The organism is Jujubicoccus corallicola, assembly GCF_047345645.1.
Lineage (GTDB): Bacteria > Pseudomonadota > Alphaproteobacteria > Rhodobacterales > Rhodobacteraceae > JBLEFH01.
In genome coordinates this window covers 348,061-363,889 of record NZ_JBLEFH010000002.1, presented here as the reverse complement: position 1 = coordinate 363,889, position 15,829 = coordinate 348,061, and the positions used below count along the sequence as shown (strand labels likewise).

General features: G+C 63.1%; 16 protein-coding genes. 9 read left to right on the top strand and 7 right to left on the bottom strand.

Annotation, left to right across the window (positions count from 1 at the left end):
* Nucleotides 1–147: 147 nt before the first annotated feature.
* On the top strand, nt 148–1,620 hold the full coding sequence (locus ACMA5I_RS04540) for a hypothetical protein (protein ID WP_525885049.1): 1,473 nt from the start codon (nt 148–150) through the stop codon (nt 1,618–1,620).
* On the opposite strand, the gene ACMA5I_RS04535 is transcribed toward ACMA5I_RS04540, so the two are convergent.
* A complete protein-coding gene (locus tag ACMA5I_RS04535) occupies nt 1,617–2,096 on the bottom strand; it encodes a MarR family winged helix-turn-helix transcriptional regulator (RefSeq protein ID WP_525885048.1) in 480 nt (159 codons plus the stop codon). The two genes, ACMA5I_RS04540 and ACMA5I_RS04535, sit on opposite strands and share 4 nt — an antisense overlap.
* Nucleotides 2,097–2,206: 110 nt before the next feature.
* Between ACMA5I_RS04535 and ACMA5I_RS04530 the strand changes: the two genes are divergently transcribed.
* The 8 genes from ACMA5I_RS04530 to ACMA5I_RS04495 all read left to right on the top strand — a co-directional run bounded on the left by ACMA5I_RS04530 (nt 2,207) and on the right by ACMA5I_RS04495 (nt 9,630).
* Nucleotides 2,207–3,289, top strand: coding sequence for a cupin domain-containing protein (locus ACMA5I_RS04530; RefSeq protein ID WP_525885047.1), 1,083 nt, complete (start codon nt 2,207–2,209; stop codon nt 3,287–3,289).
* Nucleotides 3,286–3,870, top strand: coding sequence for a maleylpyruvate isomerase N-terminal domain-containing protein (locus tag ACMA5I_RS04525; RefSeq protein WP_525885046.1), 585 nt, complete (start codon nt 3,286–3,288; stop codon nt 3,868–3,870). The genes ACMA5I_RS04530 and ACMA5I_RS04525 overlap by 4 nt, the downstream gene beginning before the upstream one ends.
* Nucleotides 3,863–4,561, top strand: coding sequence for a fumarylacetoacetate hydrolase family protein (locus tag ACMA5I_RS04520; protein ID WP_525885045.1), 699 nt, complete (start codon nt 3,863–3,865; stop codon nt 4,559–4,561). The genes ACMA5I_RS04525 and ACMA5I_RS04520 overlap by 8 nt, the downstream gene beginning before the upstream one ends.
* The gene (maiA, locus tag ACMA5I_RS04515; RefSeq protein WP_525885044.1) at nt 4,561–5,199 is read left to right on the top strand and encodes a maleylacetoacetate isomerase; all 639 of its coding nucleotides are present in this window, start codon (nt 4,561–4,563) and stop codon (nt 5,197–5,199) included. Before ACMA5I_RS04520 ends, maiA begins: the two co-directional genes overlap by 1 nt.
* A gap of 27 nt (nt 5,200–5,226) precedes the next feature.
* Nucleotides 5,227–6,216 (top strand): TRAP transporter substrate-binding protein, encoded by a 990-nt coding sequence (locus ACMA5I_RS04510; protein ID WP_525885043.1) that lies wholly within the window; start codon nt 5,227–5,229, stop codon nt 6,214–6,216.
* Complete coding sequence (locus tag ACMA5I_RS04505) at nt 6,213–6,728, top strand: TRAP transporter small permease (protein WP_525885042.1); 516 nt, start codon at nt 6,213–6,215, stop codon at nt 6,726–6,728. Before ACMA5I_RS04510 ends, ACMA5I_RS04505 begins: the two co-directional genes overlap by 4 nt.
* Nucleotides 6,725–7,987, top strand: a complete 1,263-nt coding sequence (locus ACMA5I_RS04500; protein ID WP_525885041.1) for a TRAP transporter large permease — start codon at nt 6,725–6,727, stop codon at nt 7,985–7,987. Before ACMA5I_RS04505 ends, ACMA5I_RS04500 begins: the two co-directional genes overlap by 4 nt.
* 164 nt (nt 7,988–8,151) lie before the next feature.
* A complete protein-coding gene (locus ACMA5I_RS04495) occupies nt 8,152–9,630 on the top strand; it encodes a benzaldehyde dehydrogenase (protein WP_525885040.1) in 1,479 nt (492 codons plus the stop codon).
* A gap of 103 nt (nt 9,631–9,733) precedes the next feature.
* Here the strand turns inward: ACMA5I_RS04495 and ACMA5I_RS04490 are convergent, their stop codons facing one another.
* From ACMA5I_RS04490 to ACMA5I_RS04465, 6 genes are all read right to left on the bottom strand, one after another.
* On the bottom strand, nt 9,734–10,729 hold the full coding sequence (locus tag ACMA5I_RS04490) for an ABC transporter ATP-binding protein (RefSeq protein ID WP_525885039.1): 996 nt from the start codon (nt 10,727–10,729) through the stop codon (nt 9,734–9,736).
* Nucleotides 10,726–11,757 carry a Gfo/Idh/MocA family protein gene (locus tag ACMA5I_RS04485; protein ID WP_525885038.1) on the bottom strand — a complete coding sequence of 344 codons (1,032 nt, stop codon included), beginning with the start codon at nt 11,755–11,757 and terminating at the stop codon, nt 10,726–10,728. Before ACMA5I_RS04485 ends, ACMA5I_RS04490 begins: the two co-directional genes overlap by 4 nt.
* On the bottom strand, nt 11,754–12,593 hold the full coding sequence (locus ACMA5I_RS04480; protein ID WP_525885037.1) for a carbohydrate ABC transporter permease: 840 nt from the start codon (nt 12,591–12,593) through the stop codon (nt 11,754–11,756). The genes ACMA5I_RS04485 and ACMA5I_RS04480 overlap by 4 nt, the downstream gene beginning before the upstream one ends.
* 10 nt (nt 12,594–12,603) lie before the next feature.
* Nucleotides 12,604–13,518, bottom strand: coding sequence for a carbohydrate ABC transporter permease (locus ACMA5I_RS04475; protein WP_525885036.1), 915 nt, complete (start codon nt 13,516–13,518; stop codon nt 12,604–12,606).
* Between the two features lie 65 nt (nt 13,519–13,583).
* Nucleotides 13,584–14,837 (bottom strand): ABC transporter substrate-binding protein, encoded by a 1,254-nt coding sequence (locus ACMA5I_RS04470; RefSeq protein ID WP_525885035.1) that lies wholly within the window; start codon nt 14,835–14,837, stop codon nt 13,584–13,586.
* A gap of 25 nt (nt 14,838–14,862) precedes the next feature.
* Nucleotides 14,863–15,744: an N-acetylmuramic acid 6-phosphate etherase gene (locus ACMA5I_RS04465; protein ID WP_525885034.1), complete on the bottom strand. Its 882-nt coding sequence runs from the start codon at nt 15,742–15,744 to the stop codon at nt 14,863–14,865.
* Between the last annotated feature and the right edge of the window lie 85 nt (nt 15,745–15,829).

Genomic DNA, 15,829 nt, shown 5'->3' with positions numbered 1-15,829 from the left:
CCCCAATGCACCGACAGAACACCCCAAGACGCGCGCCGCATCCTCGCGGCGACAGCGTCCCACGGCTCCCCCAACGGGGCGCTTTCCTGCGTTTTTCAGGTGCGTCTCGGGGCGGCGCGCCACTCGATTTGATCAAGTGAGGTTTTCATGGGCTGTTGCCACTCGCCAAGCCAAGAGACACCCAGCACCCCGGCCAGCGCCTTGCCCGCCAAACCCGGCCTGCGTCATTGGGCGGCCATCGCCGCGCTGGTCATCGTCGGCGTCAGCGCCGCCGTGATCATCCTGACCGAGGACTCGCAAGCCTGGCTCCCCGGCAGCGCTGCGCTTCTCGGCTTTATCGCGCTCGAATGGCGGCGGCTGGTCGGGAGCGCGCGGCTGATGGTGAGCGTCGTGCTGGTCCTCGCCATCGCCCTGCCCGCGCTCGGCCTGATCACCATGGCCGATCTGCACAGCGCGCTGGACCGCGGCCTTTATCTCGGTTTCTTCGTCCTCTCGCTGGGGCTCTTGCAGGACGTGGCCGGAAGCTCCCCCTTCATCCTGCGTTGCAGCGCCATGCTGCTCAACCAGCCGCCCGGTCGCCGCTATTCCGTGCTGACCGGCGGCGGCGCGCTTCTTGGTGTGCTGCTGAGCCTCGGCGCGGTTGGCCTCCTTGGCAGCCTGATCGCCCGCGGCGTCGAGAACGCGCGCGCCGTCTCCGGCGACAAGGTCGCGATGATCCGCATGGAGCGCATGACGCTGGCCTCCTTGCGCGGCGTGGTCTCGGTCCCGCTCTGGTCGCCCACCTCCATCGCCATGCCGCTAGTGATGGCGGGCCTGCCCACCCTCACATGGCTCGGCATCCTGCCCTTCGGCGCGGTGCTGGCGGCCTGCCTCTTGCTCCTCGGCTGGAGCGTCGACCGGCTGAGCTTCCCCCGCCCCGCAAGACCCGCCAGTGTCAAGAAAACCCGCGATCCCGGTGTCTTGCTCAAACTGGTCGGTCTCGTCGCGATGCTGCCGATCCTCGGCGGGCTGCTCGGCACATGGCTGGAGATCAGCATGATCAGCGCCATCCTCCTGCTCGCGCCCGCCCTCGCGATCCTCTGGCATGGTCTCCAGCAGCGCAGCGAGCGGCGCGACTGGTTGCTGCCCGCAGGCGCCCGCCAGTTCACCCGCACCAGCCTGCCGCGCCTGTCGGATATGCGCTCGGAAATCACCATCTTCGCCGCCTCGGGCGCGCTTGGCATGATGCTGGTGCCGCTCATCGACGGCGAAAGCCTCGGCGCCGCCATTGAAAGCCTCGGTTTCGGTTCCGGCTGGCTGCTCTTTTTCGGCTATCTCTTTATCGTGCTGACCTCGATCCTCGGGCTGAACCCCATCGTCTCGGTCACGCTCTTCGTCGGCACCGCCGCGCAGCTTCCCGGACACGGGCTGCAAACCCTCGATATCGCGCTGACGGCGCTGTATTCCTGGTCCATCGCTGCCGGGATCTCGCCGCTCTCCGCCTCGGTGCGCCTCGCCGCCCGGCCTATCGGGCAGCCGCCCACGGTCGTCGGGTTTCGCTGGAATGGGCGCTACACCATCGCCGCGACCGTGCTGGCCTGGCTCCTCGCCATGGCCCTCTCCGCGCTGCGTTACGCCTAGGTTTTGCCCGGCTTCGCCTGCGCTTTTTCGAGCGGCGCACGGCTGAACTGGTTGCCGGTCTCGGTGAGGATGCGCATCAGACGCATGAACTCTTTCTGATCTTCCTCGCTGAGCGCCGCCATGATCTGATCCTGCGTGGAGAGGACCGCGGGCCGGATCGTGTCCAGCAGCTCGCCGCCCTTCTCCGTCAGGGTCAGCGCACGCGCGCGGCGGTCGTCATCCCGCACCTTGCGCTCCACATAGCCCCGGCTTTCCAGCCGTGAAATCACCCCGCCAATCGTTACCCGGTCATGGGCAATCAGCCCGGCCAGCGTGGCCTGATCAATGCCCGGATGATCGCGCAAGGTCGAGAGCGCGCCATATTGCACAGGGGTCAGGTCATAACCCGCCGCCCGCGTCTCCGCCGCGAAGACGGCGACAGAAATCTGATGCAGGCGCCGGATGAGGTGCCCAGGAAGGTCATAAATCTGAGTCATTGCGTGATCCTAAGGTTTGTTAACCGGAAGGCAACAAGTGTATTTACAAGCATACTTATGATAAGTATGCACATTATATAAGCAGGGAGTAGCTTGGAGGGAGCGCCGCCATGGAGAATGCCATGCAGCCAGAGGACACGCCGGAACTGCGGCGGCTCTATGAAGGCTTCGCCGCGAATCACGTGAACCCGCTCTGGACGCAGCTTGGCGATCTGATGCCGCGCCATCCGCGCCCGCAGGCTCTCCCCCATATCTGGAAATGGTCCGATCTCTATCCGCTGGCGAAGCAGGCTGGCGATCTCGTGCCCGTCGGGCGCGGCGGCGAGCGGCGCGCGCTTGGCCTCGCCAATCCCGGCCTCGGCGGCGCGACCTATATTTCGCCGACGCTCTGGTGCGCCATCCAGTATCTTGGCCCGCGCGAAACCGCGCCGGAGCATCGACACTCTCAAAATGCGTTCCGCTTTGTGGTGGAGGGTGAAGGGGTCTGGACCGTGGTCAATGGCGATCCGGTACGGATGAGCCGCGGCGATCTACTGCTGACCCCCGGCTGGTGTTTCCACGGCCATCACAACGACACCGACCAGCCCATGGCGTGGCTCGACGGTCTCGATATTCCGTTTAGTTTTCAGAATGATGTGGGGTTCTTCGAGTTCGGCGCAGACCGCGTGACCGACTATGCCACCCCGCAATTCTCCCGCGGCGAGCGGCTCTGGTGCCATCCCGGCCTGCGCCCGCTCTCACAATTGCAAAACACCGTCTCCAGCCCCATCGGCGCCTATCGCTGGGAATTCACGGATCGCGCCCTGAACGAGCAATTGCTGCTTGAGGAGGAGGGCCATCCCGCCACCGTCGCCCAAGGCCACGCCGCCATTCGCTATGTGAACCCGACCACCGGCGGCGATGTGATGTCCACCATCCGCGCCGAATTCCACCGCTTGCGCGACGGTGTGGAGACCGTCACGCGGCGCGAGGTCGGCGCATCTGTTTTTCAGGTCTTCGAAGGGCGCGGCGCGGTCGTGCTGAATGGCGAAACGACCAAGCTGGAGACAGGCGATATCTTCGTGATCCCGTCCTGGACCGCATGGTCGTTTCAGGCGGAAACGGGTTTCGACCTCTTCCGCTTCTCCGACGCGCCCATCATCGAGCGGCTGAATTTCCAGCGCAGTTTCGTCGAGCCGGAGACGCAGAAGTGAGTGCGACACTGACAGCGGCCCGCGACGCGCTGCGGGCGCGGCAAGGCGGCGGCGCGCGCTATGATGCGGCGTCGGCCCCGGCGGAAGCGCTCGACCTCGCGCGGCGCGGCGCTGCCTATTTCAAGCGCTTACTGAACGATCTTGAAGTAGATGCTCTATGGGAGCCCTCCGCCCGGCCTGGCTGGTCGCGCCGACGGATCATCGCGGCGACCGCGCTCAACGCCCGCGAACTTGCGCAAGCCTTGGAGGACGCCACCGGCCAAAAGAGCGAGCGCGCGGCAACCGGGCCCGCCGCCCTCGATCTCGCCGAAACCCTGCCCGAGCGGGCGCTGCGCCATCTCGCCGTGCATGCCGATATTCACCTTAATGTCGTCTGGCGCGATCTGAGCGATGCAGATTGGCAATGCCGTGTGACGCTGAACGGCCGCACCCTGACCGCTAGAGACACGCCGCAACGCCGCGCTGAAACTTTATGGCGCGCCGCGCTCGATCTCGACGCCGGGGGCCGTCTGCGCGACCTGCCCGCCGCTTTGATCCCGCGCATTGTTCACTATGACTCAAGGACATACAGTAATGAGTAAGACCCTTTTCCCCTCCCCCGCATGGCCCACCGTCCCGGTCAACGGGGAGGACGCCGCCTATCCCGTGCACCGCATTTTCTGCGTCGGGCGCAATTACGCGGCCCATGCGGCGGAAATGGGCGTCGCGGTGGACCGCGAAGCGCCGTTCTACTTCACCAAATCCGCGCTGACGATCCTGCCGACGGGCAAAACCTACCCCTACCCGCCCGGCACTGACAATTTTCACTATGAAATGGAACTGGTGATCGCCATTGGCGCCCCGGCCTTCAACCTCTCGGTGAGCGCGGCGATGGAGGCGGTTTACGGCTATGCCGCCGGGCTCGACATGACCCGCCGCGACCTGCAACTGGTCGCGCGGGAAAAGGGCCGTCCCTGGGATCTCGGGAAAGATGTGGAGGGCAGCTCGGTCATTGCGCCGATCACCAAGGCGGCGGATTTTGGCAAGATCGGCGATCAGGCGATCGAGCTTCGCGTCGATGGCGATCTGCGGCAGGAGGCCAAGCTCTCGGACCTCATCTGGTCGGTCCCGGAGATCGTCGCGGACCTGTCGCATTACTATCACCTCGCGCCCGGCGACATTATCTACACCGGCACACCTGCGGGTGTTGGCTCGGTCCGCCCCGGTGCGGAATTGCGCGGCGAGATCACCGGTCTCGATCCGGTCACCCTCACCGTCGGAGCGCCCAAGTAATGCGCTTTTACGGCTACTTTCGCTCCTCTTCGGCCTATCGCTGCCGGATTGCGTTCAACCTCAAGGGGTTGGAGCCGGAGTTTGTCTCGGTCGGGCTGCGGGAGGGCGCGCATAAGACGCCGGATTTTCTGGAAATGAACCCGCAAGGCCTCGTGCCGGTGCTCGATACGGGCAAAACGAAACTGGCCCAGTCCATGGCCATCCTCGAATGGCTCGACGAGACCTTCCCGGACCCGCCGCTCCTGCCCGCCGGCGCGACCGCCTGCGCGCAGGTCCGCGCTTTCGCCCAGATCATCGCCTGCGAGATCCATCCGCTGCAAAATCTGCGTGTGCTGAACTTCATCAAATCCGAATACGGCCTTGATCAGAAAGGCGCAGATGCGTGGTGTCAGCACTGGATCGCCGAAGGTCTCGCCGCCTGCGAAGCCATCGCGGCAGCGCAGGATCACGGCGGCGATTTCGTCTTCGGCGACACGCCCGGCCTCGCCGAGATCTGCCTCGTGCCGCAGATGTTTTCGGCGGACCGCTTCGGCCTCGACACCACCCCCTATCCGCGCCTCCGCGCCGTTCACGCCGCTTGCGAGGCGCTGCCAGAATTCGCTGACGCCCATCCGATGCGTCAGCCCGATGCCATGTAATCAGGACGACATTGAGGGAGGAATTTCATGTCGATTTTAACCATCACACGCCGCACTCTGCTCGCGGCTCTGGCCTCAACGGCGCTTATCTCGACGGCCAGCGCGAGCGAGGCGCGCGAGCTTCGCATGGGGCTGATCACGCCGCCCAGCCATGTCTGGACGAAGGTCGCACAGCGCATGGCCGAGAAGCTGCCCGAGGAGTCGGATGGCGCGCTCAGCCTCGCGATTTTCCCGGCGGGTCAGCTCGGGGTGGAGCAGGAAATGTTCCAGCAAATGTCGAGCGGTCTGCTCGATGCCGGGCTGATGACCGGCGCGATCACGAGCCTGCGCGCGCCGTCGCTGCAAGGCTGGTTCACGCCCTATCTCTTTGAAGATGTGAGCGCCGCCGCCGAGGCGGCAGACAGCCCGGCAGCAAAGGAAATGCTTGATCAACTCGATCAGGCGGGCCTCGTCGGGCTTGGCTACACCTTCGCGGGTCAGCGCCACATTCTGATGAAGGAGGCGCCCGCCACCAGCCCCGAGGATCTGACCCGGCAAAAAATGCGGATCGTGCCCTTCCCGGCGATGAAAACATGGTGGGAGACCATCGGCGCGGTGCCGACGCCCGTTAACCTCACAGAGGTCTATCAGGGCCTGCAAAGCGGTCTGCTCGACGGGATCGACATCGACCTTGACGCCATGGTCGGCCTGAAATTCGACGAGGTGGCCAAGGGCCTCACCATCACCAATCACATGCCCTTCCCGGCGGTGATGGTGCTGAGTAAATCGACCTGGGAGTCTCTCACGGATGAGGAGCGCGCCGCCTTCAAAGCCGTCTCCGACGAGGCGCTGGCCTGGGGCACGGCGCAGCAGGTTGAGGCGGAAACCGCCAATCTCGCCGCGCTGGAAGGCAAGGTCGAGATCGCGACACTTGAGAACGGTGCAGAGGTCTTTGCCGAGGCAAATCAAGCCGTTCGCGACAGTTTCTCAAGTGACGAGATCATCCAGCGCTTCATCGCGGATATCGAGGGCGAATGAGCTGGCTCACCGCCCTCTCGAACGGGCTGGTCCGGCTTGAACGCTGGGCCAGCCGCCTCTTGGTGCTCGCCTTTGTCGGCCTCATCGTCGTCAATGTCGCCATGCGCTATGTGATCGGCCGCCCGATGGTTTTTGCCGAGGAACTGGCCGCGATCCTGCTCGTCTGGCTCGCCTTCACCGCGACCTCAATCACCATCCACGACCGCACCCAAATCGGCGTAACGCTGGTGACGGATCTGCTCTCCGAACGCCTCCGCCGGATCACCGCGATTGTCACCTATAGCGGCATCGCGCTCATCCTTGCGGTGCTGCTCTGGAGTTCCATAAAATGGGTCAATTCCCCCGTGGTCGCGTTTGAACAAATCATCACAACCGGTTGGCCGAAATCCCCTTTCTTCTGGATCGTCCCGATCTTTTCGCTCTTCGCGCTGATCCATGTCGCCGCCGATCTCGCCAACACGCTCGCGGCAAAAGACACCAAATCCGCGCGCGCCATGGAGGTTCAGCCATGACCGCGCTCTCCTTCGTCTCGCTGATGCTGATGGCGATGCCGATTGCCTTCGTTCTGCTCGCCGCGACCATGGTGTTCGTGATCGCCAGCGGCAATCTGCAAATCCTGAACGCGCTGCCGCAAATCCTCTTCGGCTCCGTCGAGAATTTCGACCTGCTCGCGATCCCGCTCTTCGTCCTTCTGGGCGAAATCATGAATGAAAGCGGGCTGACGCGCCGGATCATCATTGCCGCCCGCGTCTGGCTGACGCGCCTGCCCCATAACCTCGTGATCGTGAACCTCGTCTCCAACCTCGCCCTCGCCGCCATCATGGGCTCGGCGGCGGCGCAAATGGCGGTGATGTCCCGCGTCGTCGTGCCGGAGATGGAGAAGGACGGCTATCAGCGCGGCTATGCGGCTGCGATCACGGCCAGCGCGGGTCTCCTCGGCCCCATCATCCCGCCCTCGATGGTGTTCATCATTTACGGCGTGATCGCGCAGGTCTCGATTGCCGATATGTTCATGGCCGGGATCGTGCCGGGGCTGGTCCTGTTTGGGCTGATCCTCGCCATCGCCCTTTGGCAAGCGGGCCGCAACCGCATCGCGGGCCATCCCGGCGCGCCGCTGCCGACCGGCTCGAAACTCAAAGCCACCCTGCCCGGCCTCGCGACGCTGCTGATCCCGCTCACCATCATCGGCGGCATCAGTTGGGGCATCTTCACCCCTACCGAAAGCGCCGCCGTCGCCATCGTCGTGGCCCTCTTCTTCGGCGCGGCGGTCTTCCGCGAATTGCCGCTCCGCCGCATCCCCGCCATCATCGACCGGACCGTGACCAACACCGCCATTGTCCTCTTCCTGATCATGGCGGCGAAAGTCTTCGGATGGGTGCTGACCTTCAACCAGATCCCGCAAGCGGTCGCGGCTTTCATCGTCTCGCTCACGGGCGACCCGATCCTCTTTATGATCTTGATCGCGCTCGCCCTTCTCGTCGTTGGAATGTTCCTCGACGGGATCGCCGCGCTCATCATCCTGACGCCGATCCTGCTCCCGGTCGCCACCACGCAATACGGCATCGACCCGATCCAATTCGGTGTCGTCATGTCGCTGACGCTGGTGCTGGGGCTGCTCACGCCGCCGGTCGGCACCGGGCTTTATATCGCCGCCGCGCTGTCGGACATTCCGATCACGCGGCTCTCCAAACTCGTTGCGCCCTATATCCTCGCCTCGGCGCTGGTGATCACCATGGTCATTCTGCTGCCATGGATGGTGCGGCCGTTTTGATGGGGCAATATTTGCGGGCGGAGACACTTATGAAACCTTTTCGCCCCATCTTGCGCCAAATTCTTGTGGCGCGCGGTGTCGGTGATTTAGGACATCGCCAGCGCGCTGCCGCGCCGTGATGTAACCAGAACTGGCCGAGGCCAGAGCATGTTCGGGAGGACCCCATGAGCCACTATGAGTTGATCAAAGAGGGCAGCATTTTGCCCGAAACCGCTGCGGGCGCGCTTTATGACGGCGCGTTTCGTCCGGCATCGGATACGGTGGATGTGACCGAGAAAGCCACAGGCGAGGTCTTGTTTATGGGCGGTATGGCAAGCGCGGCGGATGTGGCTGACGTTTGCGCCAAGGCCGCAAAGGCCCAGCAGGAATGGGCCGCTTTCTCGCCGGTCGCGCGCGGCGATGTGCTGCGCAAATTCGCGCAGCTTTGCGAGGACCATGCCGAGGAGATCGGCGCGTGGATCATCCGCGAGACGGGTTCCATCCCGCCCAAAGCGCCGTTTGAGATCATGACCTCCGCCCGCGAAGCCATTGAAACCGCTGCGCTCTGCGGCCAGCCCGCCGGGCATATTCTCGCCTCCGAGCATAACCGCGCCTCTTATGCGCGCCGCGTGCCGCTTGGGGTTGTCGCGGTGATCACGCCGTGGAATTCGCCCTTTATCCTTGCGGCACGGGTGATGCTCCCGGCGCTCGCCATGGGCAATGCCTGCGTGCTGAAACCGGATCTGCAAACGCCGGTCTGCGGCGGCTATCTTGTCGCCAAGCTGTTTGAACTGGCGGGCGTTCCCGCGGGTGTTGTCGGCGTTCTGCCCGGCGGCGCGGAGACCGGCGCGGCGCTGGTCGCCGATCCCAACGTCAATATGGTGTCCTTCACCGGCTCCACCGCGACGGGCCGCAAAATCGGCGCCGTGGCAGGCGAGCAGCTCAAAAAGGTCTCGCTGGAACTCGGCGGCAACAACGCGGCGATCATCTTCGAGGACGCCGATCTCGACCGCGCGGTCTCCGCGACAGCCTTCGGCGCGTTTTTCCATCAGGGGCAGATCTGCTTCACCATTGGCCGCCATCTCGTCCATGAAAGTGTGGCGGAGGCCTATGCGACCAAGCTGGCGGAGAAGGCGAAATCGCTCCATGTCGGCAACCCGGCGGTGGATATGTGCCATCTCGGCCCGATGATCAACGACACCCAAGCCGCCCGCGCCGAAGCGCTGATGACGGAGTCGGTGGAGATGGGCGCGAAGGTGCTGGCCGGCGGCGCGCGGGACGGGCTGAATTTCACGCCGACCGTGCTGTCGGATGTGACGCCCGACATGCCGATCTACACTCAGGAAATCTTCGGCCCGGTCGCGCCGATCATCCCGTTCAAGACCGATGACGAGGCTATCGCGCTCGCCAATGGCGTCGATTACGGCCTTGCGACTTCGCTCTTCACCCGCAACCAAGCCCGCGCGATGGCGCTGTCGAAACAGCTTCGCACGGGGATCGTCCATATCAACGATCAGACCGTGGTGCATGAAGTGTTCGGCCCCATCGGCGGTATGGGTGCGTCGGGCAATGGCGCGCGCTCTGGTGGGCCGGGGGTGCTGGAGGAATACAGCCAATGGCAATGGGTGACGGTGAACGACGACGTTCCGGATTATCCGTTTTAAAATAACGCTCTGTGCGCAAACCTTAAAGACCAGCGCGGCTCTCGCTGCGCTGGTCTTTTCCTTGCGACGAACGCGCCCGCGAAGCGCGAGCGCACGCCGCCGCTTACTGCAACCGCTGACCTTCCGCGTCGAAATAATAGGCGCTCTCGGGGCGGAAGCCGAAACGCAGCTCCTCGCCTTCCCCGACCGCGTGCTGGCCGAAAAGCCGCGCGGTGATCTGGTGCTCGGCGATATCCGCAATGACATTGGTGTCCCCGCCGAGTTTCTCCACATGGCTGACCCGCGCCGAGAGCGGCCCGTCATCGGCGAGAAACAGATCCTCGGGGCGCACGCCCATGGTGCGGCCATCGCCGCCCGCGACCACACTCGCCGGGAAGAAATTCATCGAGGGCGAGCCGAGGAACCCGGCCACGAATTGGTTCGCCGGGTTGTTGTAAAGCTCCATCGGGCTGCCGATCTGCTCGACCCGGCCGTCCCGCAGCACGACGATCTTGTCGGCGAGGGTCATGGCCTCGGTCTGGTCATGGGTCACATAGATCATCGACGCACCAAGCTGGCGGTGCAGATTGGCAATCTCGATCCGCGTGTTCATGCGCAGCGCCGCGTCGAGGTTCGAGAGCGGTTCGTCAAAGAGGAACAGCTTCGGCTCGCGGACAATCGCGCGGCCAATGGCGACGCGCTGGCGCTGACCGCCAGACAGCTCCGAAGGGAACCGGTCCAGATAACGACCAAGATCGAGCATGTTCGAGGCTTTCTCGACCCGCTCTTCGATCACCGCTTTGGACTGCCCCTCCTGCTTGAGCGCGAGGGTCATGTTGCCGCGCACATTGAGATGCGGGTAAAGCGCATAGGACTGGAACACCATGGCGATGCCGCGCTTCGACGGCGGGGTGACATTCACCTGCTCACCGCCGATGAAAATCTCGCCGGAGCTTGCATCCTCCAGCCCCGCGATCACGCGCAGCAGGGTGGATTTGCCGCAGCCGGACGGGCCTACGAAGACGGTAAATTCGCCCTCCTGCACCTCCAGATTGATGTCTTTGAGGACATGCACCTCGCCGAAGGATTTGTTCACATTGTTCAGGGTGAGAGCGGTCATGATAAAGTCTCCTCAAGGGCAACCGGCTGGCCGGTGCGAATGCTTTGATCGGCGGCAAGGCAGATCGCCAGCGACTGAACGGCGTCGTTCATATGGCCGCTGAGATCGAGATCATCCTTGATCGCGCGAAGGATATAGGCCTGTTCGGCATTACAAAGGGATTGGTGATCGGGCTCGTCCGGCATGTCGATCAGCCGGTCGCCCGAGGGGGTGTGGACGCGGATGAAGCCCACGCGGGTGTGGCCATCCACATCGGCAGAGCGGGTGCGCCCGGTATCGACGATGGACACCGCGCCTTTCGGGCTGACGATGTCTTTAACGAAAAACGCCGTCTCCGAGATCATCGGGCCCCAGCCGACCTCATACCAGCCGCAAGAGCCATCGGCGAAGGTCACCTGAAACTGCCCGTAATTGAACATGTCTTCGGCAATTTCGTCCGTAAGTCGCAGGCCCATGCCGTTGACTTTAACGGGCTTCGCGTCGGTGATCTGGCACATCACATCAACATAATGCACCCCGCAATCGACGATGGGCGAGGTGGTTTCCATAATCTCCTTATGGACCTCCCACTCATCGCCGCTCGATTGCTGGTTGAGGTTGAGGCGGAACACATAGGGGCCGCCAAGGGCGCGGGCTTCCTTGATGAGCCGCATCCATGAGGGATGATGGCGCAGGATATAGCCGACGACGAGTTTGCGCCCGGTGCGTTTGGCCGTCTCGACCACGCGCTGCGCATCCGCGACGGTGCTGGCGAGCGGCTTTTCCACGAACACATGCGCCCCGGCCTCCATCGCCGCGCAGGCGTAATCCGCGTGGCTGTCCGTATGGGTCGCGATCACCACGAGGTCGGGCTTGGTCTCCATCCCATCCTCGAAACTGGTGAAGAGCGGGTAGGCGTGGAAGGGTTTCGGCAACCGCACCGGCGAGCGGTTGACGAGGCCGACGATCTCCACATCCGGGTCCTCGTGATGGGCCAGCGCGTGCGAGCGGCCCATCGTCCCCATGCCAATGATCAGCACTTTGATCATTTCACGGCCCCCGAGGTGATGCCGCGGATCAGTTGCCGCGAGAAGATCACATAGAGGATCAGCACCGGCAGGATCGCCATGGAGAGCGCCGAAAGGACGGCGTTCCAGTCGGTCACGAACTGGCCGATAAAGACCTGGCTGCCGAGGGTGAGGGTTTTGGTTTCTTCCGACGGCGCGAGGATCAGCGGGAACCACAGATCATTCCAGATCGGGATCATGTTGAACACGGCCACCGTGGCCATGGCCGGACGCACCAACGGCAGGACGAGGCGGAAGAAGATGGTGTATTCCGAGAGCCCGTCGATCCGGCCCGCGTTTTTGAGATCATCCGAGACCTGCCGCATGAACTCCGAGAGGATGAACACGGCAAGCGGCAAGCCCTGCGCGGTATAGACGAGGATCAGCGCCCAGAGGGTGTTCACCAGCCCCGTGGCGACCATCATTTCGAGGATCGCGACGGTGCCGATGCGGATCGGGATCATGATGCCGAGCGCCAGATAAAGCCCCATCAGCATGTTGCCGCGGAAGCGGTATTCCGAGAGCGCATAGGCCGCCATCGCGCCGAAGAGCAGCACTAAGAAGAGCGAGCCGATGGTCACGATCATCGAGTTCTGGAAATAGAGGAAGAAATCCCCCTGTTTCATCACCGTCTCGTAGCCGATCATCGAGAAGCTCTCGGCGTTCGGCAGGGCCAGCGGCTCACGGAAGATGGAGCGGCGGTCCTTGAAGCTGTTGATCAGGATCACAAAGACCGGGAACAGCGCGATCAGCGTGTAGATGATCAGGGCACCATGCATCAGCGCGGTGCTCAGCGGATTGGAACGAGCTTTGTTCATCATGCCCTCCTTAAAGCTGGTAGCGGCGCATCCGGGTCTGGATGCCGAAAAGATAGAGACAGACACCGACAAGGATGATCGCGAACATGGCGCCGGCGATGGCCGAGCCCATATGCGGGTCGCCCAGCTGAAGCTGGAAGCCGAAGAAGGTGCGATACATGAAGGTGCCGAGAATATCGGTCGAGAAATCCGGCCCTGCCAGCGCGCCTTGCGCGGCGTAGATCAGATCGAAGGCGTTGAAATTGCCGACGAAGGTCAGGATCGAAATGATCCCGATCGAGGGCAGGATGAGCGGCAGTTTGATCTTCCAGAAGGCCGCCATGCCGGTGATCCCGTCGACTTCCCCCGCTTCGAGAATTTCTTCGGGGATGGTCAGGAGCGCCGCATAGATCAGCATCATCGGGATGCCGACAAACTGCCAGACAGAGACCAGCGCGAGCGTCGTCAGCGCGGTTTCCTCGCGGCCAAGCCAGGGCGCGAAGAGGGATTTGAGGCCGACCCAGTCGAGCATGGTCGGCGCAATGCCCCAGATCGGCGAGAGGATCAGTTTCCACGCAAAGCCGACAATCACGAAGGACAGGATCGTCGGGATGAAGATCGCCGAGCGGTAGAGTGCGGCAAAGCGCAGGCGCGGGTGGCTCAGAAGCGCCGCGAGCGCGATCCCGATGGGGTTCTGCACCAGCATATGAATGAGGAAAAACCAGAAGTTATTGCCAAGCGCATTCCAGAACTGTTCGGCCCAGAGCGGGTCGAAAAACAGGGTGCGGAAATTTTCCAGCCCGACAAAGACGCGCTCCTGATCGACGCGCGTGTAAAGCGCGAGACGCAGCGTGTTGATGAGCGGGAAGATCATCACAGCGGTATAAACAATGACGGCTGGCGCAAGAAATACGAGGATATGCCAGCGGGTTCGCGCGGGTTTCATAATTCTCTCCGAATATGGGCCCGGCCGCGCACGCGGCGACCGGGTTATGTGGGGCTAAGGCCGCGTTATTGCTGCGGCTCGTACCAGCTCGACAGGCCGTCTTGCAGTTCCTGGCCCAGCTCTTCCGGGGTGGACGTGCCTTTGATCGCGGCAACGGAGGCCCCCCAGGTTTCATTTTCGAGGTTCGGCGTGCCGCGCGACAGGATCTGATAGGTCGAGCGGATCGTGCTTTCGCACTCATCGCGCCAGCCGACCATTTCGCGCGCCACCGGATCTTCAAGCTCCACCGGCGTGTTCGACAGCGGGAAGAAGCCCGGCACCGAATTGCCAAAAATCTCGGCGAACTCGGGGCTGGCCACCCATGTCAGGAAGGTGCGGGCGGCCTCCGGGTTCTCGGTGTTGGCGTTCATGCCGATCCCGATATCGGTGTGATCCGAGATGTAGCAGGTGTCGCCCTCATTCAGCACAGGCGGCTTGAACGCGCCCATTTCGAAGTCGGCTTGAGTGTTGAAGCCTGCGATCTCCCAGGACCCGGCCGGGAAAATCGCCGCGCGGCCGAGGGTGAAGATGTTCTGGCTGTCCGGATAGGTCTGCGCTTCATAGCCATCGCCGAGATAGTCGGCCCAGCGGGCGAGGGTCGCGAAAGGTGCGGTCCACTGCTCATCGGTCAGCTTCTGCTCGCCCGCGATCAGCGCGAGACGGCCTTCTTCCCCCTTCCAATAGGTCGGGCCGATATTCTGGTAGCCCATCGTCGCGGCTTCCCACTGGTCGTTCACGCCCATGGCCATGGGGATATAGGTGCCGTCTTCCTTGATGGTGTCGAGCAGGGCGAAGAATTCGTCTTCCGTGGTCGGCGGCTCCAGCCCCAGTTCCTCAAAAATCTCGGTATTGTAGAGGAACCCGTGGATCACAGAGGCCATCGGGATGCAGAAGGTCGTCGCGCCATCATCGGTCTGCCATGCGGATTTCGCCACATCGGAGAAATTCGCCATCGCCTCCATATCGCTCAGATCGGCGAGATGGCCCGTCTCGAAGAGCGCCAGCGAGGCGTCAAACGGGCGACAGGTGATGATGTCCCCCGCCGAGCCTGCCTCCAGCTTGGAGTTCAGCACGGCGTTGTATTCCGGCGGCGAGGACGGGGTGAAGTTCAGTTTGATCCCCGGATTGGCGGCCTCGAAGGCCGGGATAATCTGGTCCTGCCACAATGTCAGATCGTCATTGCGCCAGCTTTCGATGGTCAGCGTCACGTCCTGCGCCTGCGCGCTGGTCGCAACCAGCGCCGTCGTCGCAAGTGCCAGTTTGAGAATGTTTGTTGTCATGTTTGACCTCCCTTTTTAAACTTACTTAGCGCGCCAGAGCGGCACGCAACCGGCCATTGGCCTGTTCTAACTTTGCGCGGGCCACCTCGGGCGAGGCAACACCTGTGGCGATCAGGATGGCGGCTTTGACCTCGCCCCCTGCCGCATCGAGCGCCCGTGCCGCGATATCCTCCTCGACATCGGCGATCCGGCTGACCGTCGCCAGCGCCCGCGCGCGCAATTTCTGATTGTCTGCCCTGAGGTTGACCATCATCCCGTCATGGACATGACCCAGATCCACCGCCATCAGCGTAGACAGCATATTGAGCGCGATCTTCTGCGCCGTGCCCGCGCCCATCCGGGTCGAGCCGGACAGCACTTCCGGCGGGCTTTCGGCGCAAATCGCGTGATCGGCGTGATCGAAAAGCGGCGCGCCGCGATTGTTGGAAATGGCAATGACCGCCGCGCCCTGCGCCTTCGCGATCCGCGCCGCCGCCACAGTGTAGGGCGTCGTGCCGCTGGCAGAGACGGTGATGATCGTGTCTTGCGGGCGCAGATCTTGCAGCAAAACATCCAGTGCTGCGGTCTCATCCTCCGTCCCGCCGGGCATTTCCGGCCCAGTCGGCAGACCGCCCGCCATGTGAATTTGAATCTGTGCATGGGGAATGGAGAAGGTCCCCCCCAACTCCTGCGCATCGGCTGCGGCCATCAACCCCGAAGATCCGGCCGCTATATAATAAAGCGTGCCGCCGGAGCGGATCGCCTCCGCCATGGCGCGCGCACCGTTAACTATGGAGCCCATCCCGCCGCGCACCGATTGCGCCGCCGCGACCTGACCCTCCAGAAGCAATTCCGCCACCTCGCCAAGCGGGCGCGCATCAAGCCCTACGGCCTCTTCATGCAGCGCTTCTGTCTGTGGAGTGGTCATGTGATTCCCTGTCTGTTTGAATCAGCATACCTATATAATACCTTTCGTTCAACATAATTGTGACCTCCCCTTAATTTAGGTTAAA